This is a genomic window from Ponticaulis profundi, from assembly GCF_042659465.1.
GTDB lineage: Bacteria > Pseudomonadota > Alphaproteobacteria > Caulobacterales > Hyphomonadaceae > Ponticaulis > Ponticaulis profundi.
Window position 1 is genome coordinate 320488 of record NZ_JBHSSW010000009.1, and the last position, 21117, is coordinate 341604.

Genomic DNA, 21117 nt, shown 5'->3' on the forward strand with positions numbered 1-21117 from the left:
CTGAAAGGAGTTTGGCCGTGCGCGTAATGATGATCGGTAATCTGGGCGGCCAACTTTCTGTCGCGTCCAAAATCGCCTTCGATCGCGGTGCGAAGGTAACCCATTTCGACACGGTCGAGCAGGCTTTGTCCGCGCTGCGGGCAGGGCGGGGCGCTGACCTGATTATGGCGGAATACCGGCTTGATCTTGAAAGTCTGGTGATTGCGCTCGACATGGAGCGCATCTCTGTCCCGGTCGTGGCTTGCGGCGTCGAAGCTGATGCGCGCGGGGCAGCTCAGGCCATCAAGGCGGGCGCACGCGAGTTCATCCCATTGCCGCCAGACCCGGATATGATCGCTGCGGTCCTTGAGGCGGTGGCGGATGATGATCGTCCGATGATCGCCTCTGATGAAGCCATGATGCGCGTGGTTCAGCTGGCAGACCAGATCGCTGCAAGTGAAGCAAGCGTTCTGATCACCGGTGAAAGCGGTGTCGGTAAAGAGGTCATGGCGCGCTATGTCCACAAGAAATCACGTCGCTCCACCGCGCCGTTCATTTCTGTGAACTGTGCCGCCATTCCTGAAAACCTCCTGGAATCCGAGCTTTTTGGTCACGAAAAGGGCGCGTTCACAGGCGCCGTGGCACGCCGTATCGGTAAATTCGAAGAGGCCGATGGCGGTACGCTGCTTCTGGACGAGATTTCCGAGATGGATGCGCGACTACAGGCCAAACTCCTGCGCGCCATTCAGGAGCGGGAAATTGACCGGGTCGGCGGAAACAAGCCAATCAAGGTGAATATCCGTATTCTGGCGACGTCCAACCGTGATCTCGCTCAGGCCGTGCGTGATGGGATATTCCGCGAGGATTTGCTGTACCGCCTGAACGTTGTGAACCTGCGTATTCCGCCGCTGCGTGATCGGATCAAAGACGCGCTCACCATGGCTGAGTACTTCGTCGAGAAATATTCTCTGGCGAATGGTTTTCAGAAAAAGATCCTGTCTGACGACGCGAAGGTTCGGATTTCGTCTCACACCTGGCCTGGCAACGTCCGGGAGCTGGAAAACGCCATGCACCGCGCGGTTTTGTTGTCACCTGACAATGTCATCGGACCAGATGCCATCCGTCAACCTGATGGCCTGGCTCCGGTGGCTGCGAGCACGGCAGCATTGTCTGCAACTGGTAATCCTGTGGTCGATGCGGCCACGCAGTCAGCGCAATCAGTTTCCCAATCCATGGTCGGACGTACGGTTGCCGATGTTGAGCAGGGCTTGATTCTCGAAACGCTCGATCACTGCCTTGGAAACCGCACACACGCGGCCAACATTCTGGGCATCTCGATCCGGACGCTCCGCAACAAACTCAAAGCCTATTCCGAAGCTGGCATCGATGTGCCTGCTCCGGGCGAAATTCGCGAAGCTGGTTGATAATAGGATATCACGCACGTGACGGACACGACCACGACAGAGACTGAAACACAGGGCGGTTTGCGCATCGGCAATTTCGATGTTCAGGCCTTCCTGCAGTCGGGCATGAAAGGTGAAGTGGCACTCGGTGTCGGCGTTCTCGCGCTGATCATCATGCTCATCATGCCAATGCCGAGCATTCTGCTCGACATGATGCTCGCTGTGTCGATCACGTTTTCTGTTCTGGTTCTGATGACGTCGCTTCTGATCAAGAAGCCGCTTGAGTTCAGCGCCTTTCCTGCGGTTCTTCTGCTTGCGACACTGCTTCGACTTGGGTTGAACCTTGCTTCCACCCGCCTGATCCTGAGCAATGGTGCGCAGGGACCGGATGCGGCTGGCGATGTGATCAAGGCGTTCGGTTCTTTCGTGATGGGTGGGAACTACGTCATCGGCGTGATTGTCTTCATCATTCTCGTGATTGTGAACTTCGTCGTTATTTCGAAAGGTTCTTCGCGGATCGCCGAGGTCGCCGCTCGCTTCACCCTTGATGCGATGCCGGGCAAACAGATGGCGATTGACGCGGATCTGTCGGCTGGTCTGATCAATGAGGAAGAAGCACGCTCGCGCCGTAAGGAAGTCGAAGGCGAGAGCAATTTCTTTGGTGCCATGGATGGTGCCTCAAAGTTCGTTCGCGGCGACGCCGTCGCAGGTCTTCTGATCACGGCAATTAACATCATTGGCGGGATCGTTATTGGCGTGGCCCAGGAAGGGCTCGCTTTCGAAACGGCTGCAGATACCTATACCCGTCTGACCATTGGCGATGGGCTTGTATCGCAGATCCCTGCTCTGATCATTTCGATCGCGGCGGGTCTGTTGGTGTCGAAAGCAGGTCTGGACGGAGCAGCGGATAAAGCGCTTGCCACTCAGATGATGAGCAACCCGCTTGGTCTTTATATGGTCGCAGGTTGCGCCCTCTTTGCGGGTGTCCTGCCGGGCATGCCATTCATTCCATTCGCCGCTCTGGCGGGTTCGCTTGGCTATATGGCCTACCGGATCGACAAGCAGAAGCGAGAGGAAGTTGCGACGGAACAGGCCGCAACGGAGAAGGCGAAAGCTGCACCTGCCGAACCAAAAGAGCCACCTATCAAGGATTCGCTCACGGTTGATGAGCTGAAAATCGAACTGGGCTTCGGTCTTGTGCCGCTGATCAACGAAACCAAGGGTCGCAAGCTGACAGACCAGGTCAAAGCGGTTCGTCGTCAGATTGCTTCTGATTATGGCTTTGTCGCGCCATCGGTTCGTATCGTCGATAATCTGGAATTGCCGTCAGACAACTACGAGGTTTGCGTTAAGGAACTGACGGCCGGAACAGGACGCCTGAAGCTGAACCACCATCTTGCCATGGACGCGTCCGGTCGGGCGGCACCTGTGCCAGGTGAGCGCGTAATGGAGCCTGTTTTCGGGCTTCCGGCGATCTGGGTGGATGAGGCGAACAAGGAACAAGCCGCGATTTCCGGCTATACGGTTGTCGACCCTGCGACCGTTTTAACCACACATTTTACGGAAATTGTTAAGGAAAATATGGCTGAACTGCTGTCATTCGCGTCAGTCAAGAATCTCCTTGATGATCTGCCGCCTGAACAGAAAGCCCTATTGGACGATATCGTGCCGAACCAAATCAGCCTGTCCGGAATCCAACGTGTTCTGCAGAATCTGCTGTCAGAATATGTGTCGATCCGTGACCTGCCGACAATTCTGGAAGGCATTGCTGAGGCTTCGTCCACGCAGACAGACCTTGTGACGGTGACCGAGCATGTGCGCTCACGTCTGGGGCGCCAGCTTTGCGCGGCACATTCCGATGAGCGGGGCGAACTGCCAGTCGTGACGCTCTCACCAGGTTGGGAAGAAGCGTTTGCGAATGCGATTATCGGGCAGGGCGGCAACCGTCAGCTCGCGCTGGAGCCATCTCGCCTGCATGGCTTTGCAGGGGATGTGAAGAAAGCCTTCGATGCAGCAGCTCAGCAGGGTACGTCGCCCGTATTGCTTACAAGCGCTGGCATCCGCCCATTCGTTCAGTCGCTCATTGAACGCTTCAGACCGAAAACGCCGGTCATGTCGCAAAACGAGATTCATCCCAAGGCGCGCCTGCGGGCCGCTGGGACTGTATAGGAGACGCCGATGAGGATGAAACTCTACACCGCAGCAACCAGGGAAGATGCCGTCGCATTAATGAAGACGGATATGGGGACGGACGCGGTGATCCTGTCGGAACGAGACATTGATGAAGGATATGAAGTCCGCGCAGCTGTTGAGCGCGCGACCTCTATCGTAGCGCCGAATTTCGCGCAAAAGAACAAGCCTGCACCATCGCTACAGATCAGCCGGTATCGGGAGAATCTCCGGGAGATCCTGAATTGGCATGGTGCACCTGATGGCTTCTCTGAAGTCATCGCCGTGACCGGTTCGCGTCTGGTCGGTGCTTCCACAGAACCCGCTAGCGGGTTCTCGGCAGCACTGGAAGGCGTGGTTGGCTTTGCGCCAATCACACCAGCCATCAGCGATCCGATCATGCTTGTGGGGCCGCCGGGTTCGGGGAAAACCTCAACCACGGCCAAACTCATTCGCCGCGCTCGCGCTGCGAAAGCCTCCGCTGTGCCTCTGGTCGCTGACTTCGATGCGACGGCGGGTGGTGCTCAACTGGCTGCCTATCTTCAGGCGGGAATTCACGACATGCAAAGCTTTGTCATGCCGGATGACCTGTTGGCGGCAACCAGACGAGAAATAGATAACAAGCAAGGTGTCGTTATAGATACACCTTCGATTAATCCGTGTGATGGTGAAGACTTGGAACGTCTGTCCGACCTGATAAACCTGCTCGGAGTCGAGCCGGTCCTGGTCATTTCTGCTGAGGGGCATCCGCTGGATCTTGAGGAGAGCGTTCGCGCTTTCGCAAGAGTGGGCGTAAAACGGTGTATCGTAACTAAACTTGACGTTGTCAGACGGCGAGGCGGCGTACTTTTCGCTATCGCCAGTGCGAAGATCAACATCTCGCACCTGGCTCTGACACCCTTTATTGGCGGGGGCCTGATCCCTGCTACCCCAAACAGACTCGCCCGCATTCTTCTTGAAGATGCGCCGGGCGCTGAATCCTTGAAAGGAGCCGCGTAATGGCTATCGGTTTTGGACGAATTAAGAACGTGCTGGCCTCCAAGCCGCGTGTTCAGCCTGCCTCAGTGATTGCCGTTGCCTCAGGCAAGGGCGGTGTTGGCAAATCCTTCCTGTCTACAGCCATAGCAGGCGCACTGGCGAAAGCCGGACGACGAACCTTGCTGGTCGATGGAGACCTTGGACTGGCGAATGTGGACGTTCACCTCGGTATCGCGCCGCAGACAGATCTTGTCGCGGTAATGGCCGGATGGGTTGAACTTGAAGATGCTGTCACGCCCGTCTCCGGCGGTGTGGCGAATGGCGGCTTTGATGTTCTGCCGGGGCGTTCAGGCTCTGGTGCTTTGGCTGAACTGCCAAGTGAGGAAGTCGCACGCCTGGCTGCTGGCCTATCTGCACTGTCGCTGCAGTATGATCATGTTCTGCTCGACCTCGCAGCGGGTATTGAGTCAAACGTCATGCGCCTGGCACGTGCAGCTGATCGTGCGCTGGTCGTCGTGACCGATGATCCTGCGTCGATGACCGATGCTTATGCCTTCATCAAGGTTCTCAAAGGCTATGCACCGTCGGTTCAGCCGATCGTTCTGATCAACCAGGCGGACAACCGTCAGCGTGGACGCCAGACCTATGAGGCGATTGCGAAGGCTTGTCAGACCTTCCTCGGCTTCCGTCCTCCGCTCGCCGGCATTGTGACCCGCGACGCGAAAGTGCGTGAATGCTTGCGAAGTCAGACACCGATTATGGAAAAATTCCCGACAACGCAGGCGGCGCTTGATGCAAGTCAGGTTGCAGAAAGTTTGATCCGTGGCTGGGAAGTTCCAGTGAGCTCTGAAGAGCGCGCAGCATTCTGATCGGGGCGCCTCTATCAAACATGTATTCCGCGACGGCCTGAAAGGCTGATCAATCCTGCTTTGGATGAAGCAGGATGTAAAACCATGTGCAAATGTCTGCGCGATGCAGAGACATCGCTGCGCGGCACTTGAGTTTTCAACTTTTGTTGAATTAATTTGTCCTGTGGCCCGGCAATTGCACGGGCGACGCGTAGATTATCGATCGATGGTGCTTTTGTGCGCTGCGGTCCTCACACAAGGGTTCTTTGGTGAAATCGTTCATTCATCTGGTCGCACGAACCATCCTGCCTGCCGTGCTCACATGTGCTGCTACCGCTGATCCAATCGACTATGAGTATCTGGAAGCCCGCATCGACCTCCTGATGGAGCGTGATGACATGATGGGGCTCGCTGTGGCCGTTGTTGAGGATGGTGAAATCCGTTTTGAGCGCGGATTTGGCAAAACCGAGGAAAACGGTCTCTCGGTCGATACCGATACATTGTTCCGATGGGCGTCTGTTTCAAAGGGTTTGTCAGCGACACTCGCGGCTGAACTTGCCAGCGAGGGGGCGTTCTCGCTCGACTCCCATATCTCGGATTACAAAACGAGTCTGCGCCTGCCTGGGTTTGGTGAAGAAAAAGCGTCGGTACGAGATCTCCTGTCTCACCGGCTCGGCATTGTCTCGAACGCTTATGATAACGTGCTGGAGTCCGGGCGTGAGCCTGCCGATATTCGCCAAACACTCGGTGGATTGAATCTGATTTGCCCGGTTGCCGAATGTCATGGCTATCAGAACGTGGCCTTCGATGCGATTTCTGAGATTTTCAAGGAAACGACCGGGCTTGAATTCGAAGCTCTGGCGAAATCGAAGGTCTTTGAGCCGCTGGGAATGAAGACGGCAACGACAACATACACCGGCTTTACCGGATCGAAGAATTACGCCCGGCCATATTCCTGGTCTTCGAGTTCGAAGAAATTGTACGCCTCGACGATTACTATGCCGTACTTCCGGGTCGCGACGGCCGGGGGTGTTAGCTCGTCCATCCATGACCTTGCGCTTTATCTGCAGGCGCAGATGGGATTGTATCCGGATGTCTTCCGCCCTGATGCCTTGATCGAGGCCCATAGTCCATATGTGCGCACGCTCCGCGAAGAGCGCGGTATGGGGCGTCGTTTTGAAGGTGTTGAGCGTGCCGATTATGCGCTTGGCTGGCGTGTTTACTCATATCACGGGCGCACGCTCATCGGTCATCGCGGGGCGGTGCGTGGATATCGAGCCTTGGTCTTCTTTGATCCTGAGCTCAAAACAGGCGTAGTCGCGCTCTGGAATTCAGGGGTCAGCCGTCCGACAGGCCTTCAGTTCGAAGTCATGGACATGGTTTATGGCCTGCCGAAGCGGGATTGGATGCGGCTCATGACAGATGAGCCGCGTGGCTAAGCCGCTGCTCGCCTAGCCAGCTTCCGGAACATTGTTGAGCGCTTCTTCCAGCTCGGCGAAGCTTGGCTGAGCCGGCGATGGGATAGAGCCGCGGCCAATCTCGACCGAGATCTGCGCTGCGTTACCGTGAAGGTGTGCGACCAGAACGTCCTTGATGATCTGATAGAACTTGCCTTCTTCGTCGATCACTTCGCCCATGCGCGTTGCAAACGGGCCGATCAGACCATAGGCGAGGAACACGCCCAGGAAGGTACCGACCAGCGCCGAACCAATCAGTTTACCCAAATATTCAGGTGGCTGGTTGATCGCGCCCATGGTCTTGATGATACCCAGAACGGCGGCAACGATACCCAGAGCTGGCAGCGCGTCTGCCATGTTCTGAAGGGCGTGAGCCGGGGCGTGTGCTTCATGGTGGTGTTTCTCGATCTGCTTTTCGATAGCATCCTCAACCTGGTGAGGATCTTCCAGGTTCATGGTCATCATACGAAGCGTGTCGCAGATCAGGTCTATCGCGAAATGGTCTTTCAGGATTTTCGGATATTCCTGAAAAATGCGAGATTCCTTCGGATTCTCAATGTGTGCTTCGATGGCGACCACGCCCTTCGTCTTCATCGTTTTTGTTAAAACAAATAAGACGGATAACAGGTCGGTATAGTCTTTGGGTTTCCATTTCGGGCCTGCGAGGATCTTTCCGAACCCTCCTAAGACACCCATGACGGTCTTGAATGAATTACCAATGAGAAGCGCGCCGACAGCGGCCCCGCCAATCATCATCATCTCGAAGGGCGCAGCCTTGATGATCACGTCGAAGTGACCGCCTGCGAGCATGAACCCGCCAAAGACCATGCCGAATACAACGACGACACCAATAATCTGAAACATTGCACCCAACTTATTCTAAGTTATTGGGAGACTTGTAGCTGAACAGACTTAATGTGCCGTTTCATGGCCATTGAAATTTGCGAACGGCTGTAAACACACTGGTAAAAAACTGGCTTTTGCGCACGCCCGGATCGCTAAAACGGTGAGTTTATTTTGTTGACCCTTTGGGGGTGCAGTCGCACAAACGGATCTATGAGCGCACAAACGAATCTTCCAACTGCCGAAAACAGACGCGGGGCGTTTCGCCTTCTGTTTTTCTCTCTGATGGCGGTGGGCGCTGGCAACACCATGCTCATTACAACCGTGTTGCCTCTGCTCGTAAGAGAGCTTGCATTCCCTGCCTGGACGGCCGGTGCGATCTTCTCCTTGTCCGCACTAGCCTGGGTGCTCTTCAGTCCATTCTGGGGGCAGATGAGCAATCGGTATGGGCGTCGTCCGATCGCCGCCATGGGGATGATGGGGTTTGCAGCCTCCATGCTCCTGTTTGGCCTTGCGGGGACGGCTGGTCTGGTCGGATTGATCACCAGCTGGCCAATTGTATTCGTCATGCTGTTAAGCGGGCGCTCTTTATTCGGCATTTTCGGGTCTGGCACTAACCCGGCGGCACAGGCTTATGTCGCAGACCGTACCGACGCCGCAAATCGAACAGAAGAGATCGCAACGCTAACTGCGGGCTTTACGCTTGGAACGGTCCTTGGTCCGGCGCTCGCTGCGGTCCTGATCGAACGGATTGCTCTTCTGGCGCCTGTGTTCGCGATCGCAGCGCTTGCGGCAGGCATGGGATTGTCGATCTGGTTTTTCCTGCCGGAAAATCGGGAGCCCCGGATCAAGAAGATTGTCTCCCGTGAGGAAAAAGGCCTGTGGCGTGACCCTGGTCTGGCTCCTTATCTGATCTACGGCATTGGTCTGTCACTGGTGTCTGGTATTCTCGTTCAGACTTTTCCATTCTTCATGCTCGATCGATTGACCGAGACGGGTTATTTCCCGGTTCAGACGGACCCGGATGCAAAACCGACTGGCACGGGCGAACTGGGGATTGTGATGACGCTTGGTGCGATGGCGACCCTCATGGCTCAGATCGCGCTGATTCCGCGTTTGAAGCTGTCGGCGCGTGCGCTTATGGCGACCGGCGCGATCATGATTGCGGTTGCATCAGGGCTAATCCTCACTGCCCCTTCCATAGCGGTGTTTGCGCTGGTGCAGATTCTCTTCGGCATGGGGCAGGGGTTTTCAAGGCCTGGCTTCACATCAGGTGCATCGCTTGCTGTGGGCGCGACGCTGCAAGGCAATGTCGCCGGACTGGTCACCGCAGCCAATGGCGTTGGATTTGTTGTCTCACCGCTTTTTGGGCTTTGGGCCTATGAACATATCCACCCCTATGCGCCCTTCATCTTCGCGGCGCTGGTGATGGCCTTTATGGGCGGCTTTGCGTTCTGGAAGGCCACAGCGATCTATCGCGATCCTGAAGGGGACGCGCATACCGAGGTCGAGGAGCCGACGGAATAGGGCTATCGCCCGTTCAGGACAGCATTCAGTGCGCGCTGGGTTGGATAGCCATCCGCCATCATACGACGATCAGCCTGGAAGTTTTGTAAAGCCTTGCGCGTGCCACGACCGGCGATGCCATCGACCACGCCGGCATTATAGCCGAGTTGGTTCAGCTGGTTCTGCAGGACCTTCACCTCTTCAATACTCAGCCGATCAATATCGCGAGGCCAAGCTGCGGATGGTGATGCGCGACCGGCGATGTTTTCTGCAAGCAGGCTGACTGCCAGCGCATAGGAATCCGCGCGGTTATAGGTTTTGATCATCCGGAAATTGGTGAAGAGAAGGAATGCGGGGCCGTCCTTGCCAGCCGGTAGCCAAAGCTCGGCTTTGTTTACGGTGCCTGGCGCGAGTTCGGTATAACCAACGGGCTCCAGCCCAAGTGTGCCCCAGATCGGTATAGTCCGCTCCTCGCCATCAGCGAGGCTATAGTCGAAGGCAGGCGGCAGTGTGACTTCACGTACAGCCGGCTCTCCGGCACGCCAGCCGGATTTGCTGAGATAGTTGGCAGCAGATGCCAATGCGTCCGCACGGGCATTCCAGACATCAATTGTGCCATCGCCGGTCCAGTCGACCGCGTAGGCATAATATGTCGATGGCATGAATTGCGTGTGTCCCATGGCGCCGGCCCATCCGGCCTGAAGCCATTCGCGCTTGGCATCGCCCCGGTCCAGAATGCGCATCAGCGCCAAAAGCTCGCCCTCGGCAAAGGCGCGGCGACGTCCTTCCGTTGCCATAGAGGACAATGCCGAAGGTGCATCAAAGTCACCTTTAACCTGACCATAGCTGGTTTCCATGCCCCAGATGGCCGTCAGGTATTCGCCTGGAACGCCATAGGTGCGCTCCAGATCAGCGAACAGACTTGCATCCGTTGCGAGCTTCTCGCGCCCATTGGAGATACGGGAGCTGCTGACGGCGCTGTCGAGATATTCCCAGATCGGTTTTGAGAATTCGGACTGATGTACAATATCGGCGCGCGATTCCAGGAATATGCTCATTGGTTCTATGCCGCTGAGGACGGAACGGATGGTTGTGACGTGAAATCCCTGTCCATAAGCGCGCTGTGCGAAATCATCCCGCCAGGCATCAAGTGCAGCATGTCCTGACGACCGGAACGGACCAATGATCTGGCTGAGAGAGCTTGATGTTGGCGTCGGTGTGGCCTGTGGTTCCGGGGTGGCCGGCGGACGTGTCGTTGTTGTCGGTGTTCGGGTGGGTGCCGGCGTGTAGACTTCCGTGCGTTCATTTGCCTGAGATTCTGACGTACTTTCGCACGCGACCAGAAGGGAGGCAGAGGCCATCAAAACCGTTGTCAAAGCCGTAAATCTCATGAATTCCTCACACCTTGCCGTTCCCAGAATTGGATAACTTCAAAGATAGCAGTTTCCAAACACTGATTTCATCAAATCTCTGTAATGCAGGCATTGACTCTTGTGCGTCCGCTAGGTATCCACCGCCTTCTTTTTTCGACAGCAACGACGGCAGAGAACCCATGAAAGTCAAGTCATCCCTCAAAGCGCTCAAAAGCCGCCACCGGGATTGCAAGGTGGTACGTCGCCGTGGTCGCGTCTATGTGATCAACAAGACCGATCCGCGCTTCAAGGCCAAGCAAGGCTAACACCCTTTGCGCGTGAATTCGATCCTGTTCGACCTCGCTATGCTGCGGTCGGGCAGGATTTTTTGCGCTCCCATTGTGTCACCTTCGCAGGTGAGGCAGCAGCACACGGTCGTAGACCGTAATCTGTTCATCTAGATAATGAACCGATGACGTCTGATTTGCGGGTTACGCTAATCGGACTTTCTAATTTTATCCGGAAAATGAGTTTTTGATCAGCCGAGTGCATCGCATATCGGCCGATTACATTATGCGTGTTGACCGAGCCGCGTTTCGAACCAATCTTGGGGGCTGGTAACGCTAGGCGCATATATGAAGTCCATTTTCTATCTGTTGATGTCCATTTCATTGTTTGCCGCCCGCCCGGCCTTGGCTTTACCAAGCGATGAGATGTTTGAGGCGCTCAAGGATGCGCCCACCGCAGCTCACGCAAAATCGCTCGAAGAAGACATTCTGGATGCGATGCTGGAATCGGGCTCTCCCACAGCTGATCTCGTAATGGAACGTGCGCTGCTTGCCGAGCAGGCCGGTCAGTCTGAACTTGCGCGAGAGCTGCTGGATCGGGTCGTCCATATCAAAACGGATTTTTCCGAGGCATGGTTGTATCGGGCTTTGCATTTTCTTTCTGATGACAAGCTTTCTCAGGCTTTGTTGGATGTGAATGAAGCGTTGACGGCTGAACCGCGAAATTTTCGGGCCTGGCTGACACTTGGTCGGATCTTTGTCGGTCTCGACCAGAACAAGGAAGCCCTTGAGGCCTATCGTGAGGCGCTTCGCGTTTACCCGCTTTATGCGCCTGCGCTATCGGAGGTCCGGCGTCTGCGGCCGCTTGTCGAAGGTCGTGCAATTTGACCCGGGGCGCGATGAAGCTCGCTTGCCTTTCTGTTGTTCTTCTTATTGCTCTGGGGGGCTGCGTGTCGTCGAAAAACTTCTCCGAACGGGTTGAGCAGACATATCCGCCACTCGGTGAGTTTGTGTCCTATAAGGATGTCGCACTTCACGTGATTGATCGTGGTGATGGCTCGCCCGTCATGATGATACACGGCGCCAGTGCCAATGCGCGCGAATACCTCTTAACGCTCGAGCCAGAGCTTTCGGGTGAAACGGTGCGCTTGCTGATCCCTGATCGTCCGGGGCATGGATATTCCGGACGGCCTGACGAAGGCTTTGAACTTGGTGTCCAGGCTGAGGCGATGGCAACCATCTTAAAAGCGAAGGCGGAAGAGCCCGTCGTCATTGTGGGACATTCCTTTGGCGGTGCTGTCGCGCTACGTCTTGCATTGGACCATCCGGAACTGGTGAAATCCGTCGTTTTGCTTGCGCCTGTTACCCATGACTGGGGCGATGGTGGCGTTGCCTGGTACAATCGCATCGCGGCTTTCCCTCTGGTAGGTAACGTTTTCTCACAATTTGCGCCTTCGGTCGGGCCTGATATCGCACGCACAAGCCTGGACAGGCTGTTCTCGCCCGCGCCCGCGCCTGAGAACTATGCAGATCGGATGGGTGTGGACCTCCTGTTTCGACCACCGACTTTTCGGCGGAATGCCGCTGATGTCGTAAATCTGAAGCAGCAATTGGCGAAACAACAGAAACGGTATGGGGAAATCTCCGTACCTGTTATTGTTTTTTCCGGCGCAGGCGATACCGTCCTGAAGCCGAAACTCCATTCTGCAAAACTGCGCCGTGATGCGCCCGAGCACGTGATACTGGTGAAACTTGCTGATGAGGGGCATATGCCTCAGCACGGAAAGGCGGGCCTGATCTCGCGGACGATTTTGCGCCTTGCTAAGGGCGAATCGGTGCAGGAAGCAGATTTTGAAACACCAAACGGATAAGAGAAATGACAGACGACGAGCCATCGACAGTCAGCATGCAATCCCTCAACGCCTCAACAGCTGAAAAGCTGAGGCAGACCGTTGCGCGCATTGAGCGTCTGGAAGAAGAAAAAGCAGAAGTCGCCCAGCAGGTGAAAGACGTTTATGCTGAGGCCAAGGCGTTTGGTTTCGATGTGAAAGCCCTTCGCCAAATCATCAAGATTCGCAAGACGGATCGCCAGGAACGCGAAGAGCAGGAACAGGTTCTGGAAACCTATCTGCTGGCTCTGGGAGAAATCTAAGGGGAAAACGTTTTGCCTCGTGAGGTCGACGAGAAGAAAACCCGGAAAGCACTGCGTAAACTTCGTAAAGCGAGGCAGCGCGCAGAAGCTGAGGGAGTCGAGCTCACGGATTGGGAAAAGGACTTTGTCGAGGGTATTGATGAACGCCTGACCAAATTTGGTTCGGCGTTTCATGATCCAAATCTGGGGCGCCGCGATGAAGCGCTATCCAATGCTCAGACAGAAATACTCCGTCAGCTCGATAAAAAGAGCCGTGGGAAACCATATGGCGGCTTTAAAACCCGAAAGCCCCTGAAGACAAAAAACAAATTTTCTGACAGAAGACCGTCCAGTCGTCAGATTGATGACGATATCGCTGACGAGCCTGAGGGCGATGCAGATCAGAAAATGGAACAAAACGTTTCGTTTACAGGTGATTCACCACGTTTAAGACTGGTTTCAGGCCATTCCGAGACGCCACACGACGACAGCTCGCCGTCATCGAAACCTGTGGCTCAAAAGCCATTTCTGAGACTTGTTCGTGATGAAATAGGCAGCGATTCCGAATCCTGAGTGAACTTCTGCCTCCTTCCATGCGTATCCTGAAGGACACGTTGAGTAAGGAGCAAGGTATGAACACGGTCCTGATTACAGGGGCATCAAGCGGAATTGGCCGGGCGGCTGCCCAATGGCTTGCAAGTCATGGCTGGCTTGTTTTCGCATGCGTGCGCTCTGATGAGGATGCGGCTGCGCTCAACGAGGTTGAACCGAAAATCAAGCCGCTCATAATGGATGTCACCAAACCGGAACAGATCGAACACGCCGTTCATCGTGTTGAGCAAGAGCTGAATGGCGACACGCTGACCGGCCTGGTCAACAATGCGGGCATTGCCCAGATGGGACCGCTCGCGCTGCAGCCGCTCGATGAGTTCAAAGCGCATTTTGAAGTCAATGTCTTTGGTGCGCTGTCGGTCACCCAGGCCTTTCTGCCATTGCTCGGAATGGATGAGACCCGCAAAGGCCGTCCGGGGCGCGTCGTGAACATCACATCCGTTGGAGGTAAACTCGCAGCGCCGTTTCTAGGCGCCTACTCATCGACCAAGCATGCCGTTGAGGGGCTTACGGATTCCTTGCGACGGGAGCTGTTGCCGTTTGGCATTGATGTGATCGCAATTGGTCCGGGTTCAGTGAAAACTCCGATCTGGGACAAGGCAGAAGAGAAGAATGAATCAACGCCTTATGCCAACACGCCCTGGGGAAAATCCATTGAGAAATTCTCCGAAGTCATGCTGAAAGGCGGGCGTGATGGGTTCCCGCCGGAGGACATCGCGGCTGTTATCGAAGAGGCACTGACATCAAAGAAGCCAAGGGCACGCTATGCGCCTGTACCGGACCGGCTGACCAATTGGACGATTCCGCGCCGACTACCCAAACGTTGGGTCGATAGAGCAATGGCGAAGCGCTATGCGATCGACGTGAAGGGCTAGCTTAAGCGAGTCCAACCTCTTCCAGAACTTTCTTCTGTCTGGCAGCCATGTCTTCAACGGCAAAGCCTTCAATACTGCGTTCGAACAGCTCATAGAAATTCAGCTCGGCTCCTAGCCGCAGATACGCTGCGCCCAGGCCGATCGCAGCTCGATCCATGAAAACGAATTCGGCCGGGATTTTCAAAGGCCCCTTTTCTTTCAGAAGCTGGCGGACCTGAAACGCTTCCTTGCGGCCATATTCGCCGGGCTTTACCCCGTCAGCAACTGTGCGGACGCGATCATCAAGCAGAGGTCCGTAGATGAATTGGGCCCATACATTCAGAACTTCGACAAGTTCACGGTTCAACCCTTCAAAACCCCATTGTTCATAGGCGGCGACACAATCATCGAAATCGTCCCGCAAAAGCGCATCACGAAGTTTCACCACACCCTCTACAAAACGCGGCGGGAAAATCCGTATACAGCCAAAGTCGAGCAGATTTATCCCTTCACCTTCTCCGGTCAGTTGATAATTGCCGAGATGAGGGTCGCCATGAATGATGCCATAGGCATTCATCGGTCCCCACCAGGTCCAGAACAGCATTTCAGCAATCTGATTTCGGGTTTCCTGAGGCGCACTTTCAAACGATGTAAGTGGTCGTCCCGACATCCATGTCATGGTCAGCAGGCGATTGGTCGATAATTCGTCTATGGCTCGCGGCACATTCACGAATGACTTGTCGGCGAGCATGATTTCGTAAGCCTGCATCGCCTTTCGCTCGCGTGTGTAATCAAGCTCCTCGCGCAGGCGCGCCGAAATTTCATCGATCACAGCACTAGGATCAATCGACCCATCGATGCGCTTGAATAGACCCATCATGGATTTGAGCTGACCGACATCGCTTTCCACCGCGCTCGACATGTCCGGATATTGAAGCTTGCAGGCAACGTCGTCGCCTTCCGGCGTCCGGGCGCGGTGCACTTGTCCGAGAGAGGCGGCATGGGCTGCCTCTTTCTCGAACTCGCTGAAGCGGCTCTGCCAGTCAGCTCCCAGTTCTGCACGCATGCGTCGCTTGACGAATGGCCAGCCCATGGCCGGCGCGTGTGCCTGAAGCTGGGACAATTCCGCAGCGTATTCAGGTGGCAGAAAATCTGGAATTGTGGACAGCATCTGAGCCACTTTCATTAAGGGCCCTTTGGTGTTTCCTAGTGCGGATGCCAGCGCTGCAGCGACTTTCTCATCATTGCTGCCAAATACCCGATTGGCACCGAAGCTCAGCGCGGCACCTGAAAGGTTGGCACCGACTTTGGCGGCGCGGCCAAAGCGTGCGGTAAAGCGATTGCGCTCCGGGTCATCGGGTGTTCGGCTGTCGTCACTCAAAACCAGTCTCCTTGTTTACAAGAGATAGGTTGAAACGACGGAAAGCCAACGCGTCTTTCTGACCAACCTTTTTAGATATGCGCGACACAAAAAAGGCCGCTTGTGGCGGCCTTTGGGTAAGATATGTCGTCTGGATCAGCTGTTCTGGCTGACTTCGTTGAAGTGCGCCGTTTTCAGAGTGTCAGAATTGATCTTCTGAACGGTTTCCTCTGTTGCGGCCGCGATGCACTGCTTTTCATAGCGAACGGCTGAGAGACCCTTGCGAGACGATGCAAATTTGCAAGCGTCTTTGATTTGATCCTGCAGGCGATCATAAGTTGCCTGCGCGCCTTCTTCTGTTTGCAGCGTCGCACGGTCGAACGAGAATTCGAAGTCGAATTGTTCGCCGGCAAACGCGGCTGGTGAAGCGATCATGCCTGTCATAGCAAGTGCGATCATTACGTTTTTCATTTTCAGTGTCCTCTTTTCTGTCCGGATGCCGCCGGACCGGGTCACTGCTCCCTACGAGGATGTATGTATCGTTTTTCGATAATTCTGTAAAGTAAAATTATTGTAATTCGATAAAATATGCTTCTTGTGCGTGTTTTCGTGTATTCGCAGCAAGTGGCTGCTTACGCGAGTAATTGGCGCGGCCTGACGCTTAAATTCATTCTATCACCTTAAGCATAATTTTAACCCAGTGTGCCAAGTTGGCACCCGAATGACACGCCAGTGATGGCGGGATGAGGGTGATACAAATGGCCAAGACAGTTCTCGTCGTTGATGACGACCCGACACAGCGCCGTCTTCTTCAGGCAGCTGTAGAGCGCGCAGGCTTTGCCTGCCGGGTCGCCCCAGATGGCGAAAGTGGTCTGGAAATGGCACGAAATCCATCCGACGGCGTGGACGTCATGTTGCTGGATCTCATCATGCCCGGCCTTTCTGGCATGGATGTGCTGTCAAAGATCCAGGAAGTTCGCCCGGATCTGCCAGTGATGGTTCTGACGGCTTCCGGCAGCATTGATACGGTCGTTCAGGCCATGCGCGCAGGCGCAATAGATTTCTTTGTGAAGCCGGCATCGCCCGAGCGTGTGGTGGTGTCCATTCGCAACGCCCTTCAGATGACCGATTTGCGGGGCGAAGTGAAACGTCTGAAGAAAACGGCAAGCGGTGAACTGTCTTTTGATGACATGATCGCGTCAGCCCCAAGCATGCGTCAGGTCGTGCGTCTGGGACAGCGTGCAGCATCTTCCAATATCCCGATCCTCATTCAGGGTGAATCAGGTGTCGGTAAAGAAGTCATTGCCCGCTGCATTCAAGGCGCGTCGGAACGCTCTGGTCGCCCATTCGTGACTGTGAACTGTGGTGCGATTCCAGAAAATCTGGTCGAGAGCATTCTGTTCGGCCATGAGAAGGGGGCTTTTACCGGCGCCGTTTCGAAATCGCCGGGTAAATTCGTCGAAGCCGATGGCGGCACGCTCTTTCTTGATGAGGTCGGCGAGCTACCGCTCGACATCCAGGTAAAGCTGCTTCGGGCTCTGCAGGAAGGTGAAGTGGATGCCATTGGGTCCCGTCGCCCGACAAAAGTGGACGTCCGCATCATCTCGGCAACGAACAAGGACCTCGCGCAACTGGTTGAGCAAGGGTATTTCCGTGAAGACCTTTACTACCGTCTGAATGTGTTTCCGGTCGACATGCCACCGCTTCGCGAGCGCAAGGAAGACATTCCTGCGCTGACGCAGCATCTGATCAAGCGGATCAATGCCTCGGAAGGCACGAAAGTCACAGGCGTGACGCCAGAGACAGCCACGCTTCTGAGCGCTTTTGATTGGCCAGGTAACGTTCGCCAGCTTGAGAACATGATTTTCCGGGCGGTGGTTCTTTGTGAAGGCGATGAGCTTCGCCCTCAGGATTTCCCGCAGCTTGCAAGCCTGATGGACAAACTGCCCGAACTTGAGCCTGTTCAGGCAGAGGTGCCTGCCCGAGAGGTCGCGGCCTCGATGTTGTCTATGCCGGTTGAAGCTACCGATGAGACGAGCATGCCGGTTCGCGTGACCGATTCCGGCGGAGAGCTTCGTCCGCTTGAAGAAGTGGAACGAGATCTGATCCAGTATGCGATCGACTTTTACGCCGGACATATGTCTGAAGTCGCTCGCAAGCTTGGCATTGGCCGCTCGACGCTTTACCGAAAAGTGCGCGAGCATGACCTTCGCGTGAAGCCGGAAGAAACTGAAGCCGAAGCGAGCTGAGCGCTCTCTTCATGTCCCGTTCAGGTGATATTCGTCAGGATTCAGCTCCTATGGGAGCTGATTATGCGAGTTTTGCAGAATTGGATATTGGGGTTTGTGCTGTTTGCCTTGCCGGCCGCAGCGCAGAATGCGGGCGGTGTGAAACCTGTCGCGCATCCTGCACTGCCTGACATATCTCAACGCACGCCTACGCCCGCATTGACTGTTCGCGGCAGTAGCTTCGCTTACTCCGATATGAAGCTCCGGAATATTCAGGCAGCGATCTCTGACATTGAAATGAATGTCGCAGTGATCCCGAAGGCGGCGCTCGCGCGGCGTCTGGCCATAGCGCGTTCATCCTGTGAATCTCTGGAACGCGACTTTGTATCGCGATCTGAAGTCACGACCATGCCAGATGCTTATCACGCATCCAAGGCATTCCGGGAGACGATCTCTTCATTGTGCGAGGACTTGCGGGTCGCATATTCAAGAACGCAGCGTGCAGGCCTTTCGGATGAACATCTCAACCGAATTGTTCAACAAACAAAAAAGTCTCTGACGCTGGCGACGCGTCTGCGCCTTGGAGCCGGACGGGAAAACCGGAAGCTTGCTGAAAAATACTGATCAGCCTTCGCGCCATTTTTCCATGGAAAGCGAGATCTGAAAGGTCTCACGGTATTTCGGGCTGTCAGACGGACGCGGTGGCTTGGTTGATGTCATATTCATGATTTCAGCCAGTTTGTTGTGTGCCGCGCCGGACTGGCCCGCACCGATATAGGCATGCAGCTCGACAAGGGCTGAGGACAGAGGATCGCGCGCGCGGATGACGAAGTATGGCTCGTCGTCTGGCAGCTCATTGTAAACGTCAAATTGGGACGGGTTGGCTTTGGAACCGAGTGGGGACGAGCTCATGTGAATGCCTCTCCATTAAGGTCGAATCAATTGTCTTCATGATTGACCGTGCGTTCGGTGATCGCAAGCGCTCGATCTGTCGCACGGGCGGGTAATTGTGAGAAGTCTTGCTCTGTCTGCTGGCTGGTGCCACATCTTCGCACATGTACAGACTGTTTGCGGCACTCGATATACCCGATGACGTGGGCGAAGCGCTTCAGGTCATATCCAAGAAGGTTGATGGTGCCAGCTGGCGACCAATCGAGAATTATCACATCACGCTTGGCTTTTTTGGAGAGATGGACGGCACGATCGCTGAAGATCTCGACCATGAACTTGCCCGGATTGATGCAACACAAATGCAGATCAGGCTGAAGTCGGCGGGCTGGTTTGGTGCGTCCGAGCCCCATTCACTCTGGGCAGGTGTTGAGCCAAATGAGGCGCTGAACCGTCTGGCTGCAAATTGCCTGAGAGCGGCGCGCCGGGTTGGGCTTGCTACAGAGAAACGAGCCTATCGTCCACATGTGACCCTGGCTTATTGTCATGGCACGACCCTGCACGATGCGATGTCATTTGCGCAGAAGCATGCACTGCTCAACATAGGGCCTTTCTGGGCCGATCGCTTTCACCTCTATTCGAGCTGGAGTGGAAAAAATGCATCCCGCTATGTCAGCGAAGCAGAATATCCTTTGGGACCGGTTCGTAACGTGTCAGATTTACATTCCGGAAACCAAAATCAGTCGGAATGAGATTTCAGAAAAATCCGATTGATTGCCCCAAGGTCACTGGTCTGAAAGTGTTGTCATGGAAACGTCGAACACACTTCACCGAGATGTGCAGGGCTTGCCGCGTGAGGCAGGCCCATTGTCGTCATACAATGGCGACATTCCTCCATGTCCTGACTGGTTCACCAAAGCGATTGCGACGGGGTATGAAACGCGCTTCGTGCGCGTAAAAGGTGCGCGCGTTCACTATCAAAGCTGGTCCTCTCCGAACAAGCCGGGATTGCTGCTCGTGCACGGCAATGGCGCGCATGCGCATTGGTGGGACTTCATCGCGCCATATTTTGCGCAGACTTATAATGTTGTAGCGATGACGTTTTCCGGCATGGGAGAGTCTGATTGGCGTTCTGAATACGACATGGCGACCTTCGCCGAAGAGCAGATAGCCGTCTGTGAAGCGACAGGCATGTTCGATCATGAACAAAAGCCCATCATTGTGGCGCATTCCTTTGGTGGCTTTGTAACGATCCTGACCGGGGCGGAATATGGCGAGCGGCTTGCTGGCACGGTGATTGTGGATAGTCCTGTGAATCCGCCTCATCGCGAACGCAAAGAGAGCCGGGCGATCCGCAGCCATAAGATTTATCCAGATCTTCCAACGGCTCTGGGCCGCTTCCGTCTTGCGCCGGCACAGCCTTGCGAAAATCATTTTGCGATGGATTATATTGCCCGCTGGAGTCTCAAACAGGTCGAGACGGACAGCGGTATGGGATGGACCTGGCGGTTTGATCCAGACATCTGGCAGCGCTTTGAAATCGGAAAGTCTGCAAGCGAGCTCCTGAAGCAGACGGCTTGCCGGATCGCGCTCTTCAGGGGTGAGGACTCCGAGCTCATGCCTGACGAGGTGAAGGACTATATGGAGCAATTGCTGGACCGAAAGGTCCCTTTCGTCTCCATTCCGCACGCATATCACCATGTCATGCTGGATCAGCCGCTCGCCTTTGTGTCGGCTCTGCGTGCGATCCTGGCAGACTGGGATCATTCCGCCCCATCGAGAAAATCCGAGTAAGGAATAGATGTATTGAGTGGATTGGGGCTTGCGAGAATGCGCCGGAGCCACTATCCCGATAAAAACTAGGTTTTAGGCTGAAAGGGCACCCGCATGAGCGATCATTACGTTCGCGGCGAAATGGACATTTCCACGCAAGAAAATACCTGGCATGGCTTCATGAAAGTGACCCAATGGGCTTCTTTCATCCTGATCATCACGCTCGGCTATGCGGTCTTCACCATCACAATGGGCATGCACTGGATGGTTGCGCTCGGCCTGATGGCTGTCCTCGGCATTGCAGGTGGCCTGTTCATGGGCATGGGTAGCGCCTGGATCGTCACCGTAATCGGATTGGCGGTTTTCGCGGTCATCCTTCAGCTGATCATCATGTTCGCGAGCGCTGTCTTATAGAGCTGCTTCACGGGTGAGAGAAATCAGGCCGGGCG

At 55.2% G+C, this 21117-nt stretch carries 22 protein-coding genes; 17 read left to right on the forward strand and 5 right to left on the reverse strand.

Translation table 11 applies throughout. The annotated features are described in order from the left end of the window. Positions 1–26 precede the first annotated feature (26 nt). The 5 genes from flbD to ACFQDM_RS09075 all read left to right on the forward strand — a co-directional run bounded on the left by flbD (position 27) and on the right by ACFQDM_RS09075 (position 6816). Positions 27–1403 carry a sigma-54-dependent transcriptional regulator FlbD gene (flbD, locus tag ACFQDM_RS09055; protein ID WP_377378385.1) on the forward strand — a complete coding sequence of 459 codons (1377 nt, stop codon included), beginning with the start codon at positions 27–29 and terminating at the stop codon, positions 1401–1403. A gap of 18 nt (positions 1404–1421) precedes the next feature. After that, complete coding sequence (gene flhA / locus ACFQDM_RS09060) at positions 1422–3551, forward strand: flagellar biosynthesis protein FlhA (protein ID WP_377378286.1); 2130 nt, start codon at positions 1422–1424, stop codon at positions 3549–3551. A 9-nt stretch (positions 3552–3560) separates the two neighbouring features. After that, entirely contained in the window at positions 3561–4550 is a 990-nt protein-coding gene (locus tag ACFQDM_RS09065; protein ID WP_377378287.1) for a flagellar biosynthesis protein FlhF, read from the forward strand. After that, positions 4550–5398, forward strand: coding sequence for a MinD/ParA family protein (locus ACFQDM_RS09070; RefSeq protein WP_377378288.1), 849 nt, complete (start codon positions 4550–4552; stop codon positions 5396–5398). Before ACFQDM_RS09065 ends, ACFQDM_RS09070 begins: the two co-directional genes overlap by 1 nt. A gap of 248 nt (positions 5399–5646) precedes the next feature. Continuing rightward, positions 5647–6816 carry a serine hydrolase domain-containing protein gene (locus ACFQDM_RS09075; RefSeq protein ID WP_377378290.1) on the forward strand — a complete coding sequence of 390 codons (1170 nt, stop codon included), beginning with the start codon at positions 5647–5649 and terminating at the stop codon, positions 6814–6816. A 12-nt stretch (positions 6817–6828) separates the two neighbouring features. Here the strand turns inward: ACFQDM_RS09075 and motA are convergent, their stop codons facing one another. Continuing rightward, positions 6829–7698 carry a flagellar motor stator protein MotA gene (gene motA / locus ACFQDM_RS09080; protein WP_377378292.1) on the reverse strand — a complete coding sequence of 290 codons (870 nt, stop codon included), beginning with the start codon at positions 7696–7698 and terminating at the stop codon, positions 6829–6831. A 192-nt stretch (positions 7699–7890) separates the two neighbouring features. Here motA and ACFQDM_RS09085 point away from each other — a divergent pair, with 192 nt between their 5' ends. Then, entirely contained in the window at positions 7891–9204 is a 1314-nt protein-coding gene (locus ACFQDM_RS09085) for an MFS transporter (protein ID WP_377378294.1), read from the forward strand. Between the two features lie 2 nt (positions 9205–9206). On the opposite strand, the gene ACFQDM_RS09090 is transcribed toward ACFQDM_RS09085, so the two are convergent. Next, positions 9207–10574 carry a lytic murein transglycosylase gene (locus ACFQDM_RS09090; protein ID WP_377378296.1) on the reverse strand — a complete coding sequence of 456 codons (1368 nt, stop codon included), beginning with the start codon at positions 10572–10574 and terminating at the stop codon, positions 9207–9209. 161 nt (positions 10575–10735) lie between these two features. On the opposite strand from ACFQDM_RS09090, the gene ykgO reads away from it, so the two are divergent. The 6 genes from ykgO (at position 10736) to ACFQDM_RS09120 (ending at position 14440) form a co-directional block, all read left to right on the forward strand. Continuing rightward, positions 10736–10861, forward strand: coding sequence for a type B 50S ribosomal protein L36 (gene ykgO, locus ACFQDM_RS09095; RefSeq protein ID WP_377378298.1), 126 nt, complete (start codon positions 10736–10738; stop codon positions 10859–10861). Between the two features lie 309 nt (positions 10862–11170). Further along, a complete protein-coding gene (locus tag ACFQDM_RS09100) occupies positions 11171–11710 on the forward strand; it encodes a hypothetical protein (protein ID WP_377378299.1) in 540 nt (179 codons plus the stop codon). A gap of 62 nt (positions 11711–11772) precedes the next feature. After that, the gene (locus ACFQDM_RS09105) at positions 11773–12693 is read left to right on the forward strand and encodes an alpha/beta fold hydrolase (RefSeq protein WP_377378301.1); all 921 of its coding nucleotides are present in this window, start codon (positions 11773–11775) and stop codon (positions 12691–12693) included. Positions 12694–12698: 5 nt separating this feature from the next. Continuing rightward, complete coding sequence (locus ACFQDM_RS09110; protein ID WP_377378303.1) at positions 12699–12974, forward strand: DUF2312 domain-containing protein; 276 nt, start codon at positions 12699–12701, stop codon at positions 12972–12974. A 12-nt stretch (positions 12975–12986) separates the two neighbouring features. After that, positions 12987–13526 carry a hypothetical protein gene (locus ACFQDM_RS09115; RefSeq protein WP_377378305.1) on the forward strand — a complete coding sequence of 180 codons (540 nt, stop codon included), beginning with the start codon at positions 12987–12989 and terminating at the stop codon, positions 13524–13526. A 59-nt stretch (positions 13527–13585) separates the two neighbouring features. After that, positions 13586–14440, forward strand: coding sequence for an SDR family oxidoreductase (locus ACFQDM_RS09120; protein WP_377378307.1), 855 nt, complete (start codon positions 13586–13588; stop codon positions 14438–14440). Position 14441: 1 nt separating this feature from the next. On the opposite strand, the gene ACFQDM_RS09125 is transcribed toward ACFQDM_RS09120, so the two are convergent. Both ACFQDM_RS09125 and ACFQDM_RS09130 read right to left on the reverse strand, forming a co-directional pair. After that, positions 14442–15800 carry an ABC1 kinase family protein gene (locus ACFQDM_RS09125; RefSeq protein WP_377378309.1) on the reverse strand — a complete coding sequence of 453 codons (1359 nt, stop codon included), beginning with the start codon at positions 15798–15800 and terminating at the stop codon, positions 14442–14444. A 135-nt stretch (positions 15801–15935) separates the two neighbouring features. Then, positions 15936–16250: a UrcA family protein gene (locus tag ACFQDM_RS09130; protein WP_377378311.1), complete on the reverse strand. Its 315-nt coding sequence runs from the start codon at positions 16248–16250 to the stop codon at positions 15936–15938. 287 nt (positions 16251–16537) lie between these two features. On the opposite strand from ACFQDM_RS09130, the gene ACFQDM_RS09135 reads away from it, so the two are divergent. Together ACFQDM_RS09135 and ACFQDM_RS09140 are read left to right on the forward strand one after the other, a co-directional pair. Then, a complete protein-coding gene (locus ACFQDM_RS09135) occupies positions 16538–18028 on the forward strand; it encodes a sigma-54-dependent transcriptional regulator (protein WP_377378313.1) in 1491 nt (496 codons plus the stop codon). A gap of 63 nt (positions 18029–18091) precedes the next feature. Further along, the gene (locus tag ACFQDM_RS09140; RefSeq protein WP_377378314.1) at positions 18092–18631 is read left to right on the forward strand and encodes a hypothetical protein; all 540 of its coding nucleotides are present in this window, start codon (positions 18092–18094) and stop codon (positions 18629–18631) included. Here ACFQDM_RS09140 and ACFQDM_RS09145 read toward each other — a convergent pair whose 3' ends face one another. After that, a complete protein-coding gene (locus ACFQDM_RS09145) occupies positions 18632–18919 on the reverse strand; it encodes an aspartate decarboxylase (RefSeq protein ID WP_377378316.1) in 288 nt (95 codons plus the stop codon). It lies immediately after the preceding gene. A 143-nt stretch (positions 18920–19062) separates the two neighbouring features. Here ACFQDM_RS09145 and thpR point away from each other — a divergent pair, with 143 nt between their 5' ends. The 3 genes from thpR (at position 19063) to ACFQDM_RS09160 (ending at position 21082) form a co-directional block, all read left to right on the forward strand. Next, positions 19063–19647, forward strand: a complete 585-nt coding sequence (gene thpR, locus ACFQDM_RS09150; protein WP_377378318.1) for an RNA 2',3'-cyclic phosphodiesterase — start codon at positions 19063–19065, stop codon at positions 19645–19647. Positions 19648–19702: 55 nt separating this feature from the next. Next, positions 19703–20689 (forward strand): alpha/beta fold hydrolase, encoded by a 987-nt coding sequence (locus ACFQDM_RS09155; protein WP_377378319.1) that lies wholly within the window; start codon positions 19703–19705, stop codon positions 20687–20689. A 93-nt stretch (positions 20690–20782) separates the two neighbouring features. Then, positions 20783–21082: an aa3-type cytochrome c oxidase subunit IV gene (locus ACFQDM_RS09160; protein WP_377378321.1), complete on the forward strand. Its 300-nt coding sequence runs from the start codon at positions 20783–20785 to the stop codon at positions 21080–21082. Positions 21083–21117 lie beyond the last annotated feature (35 nt).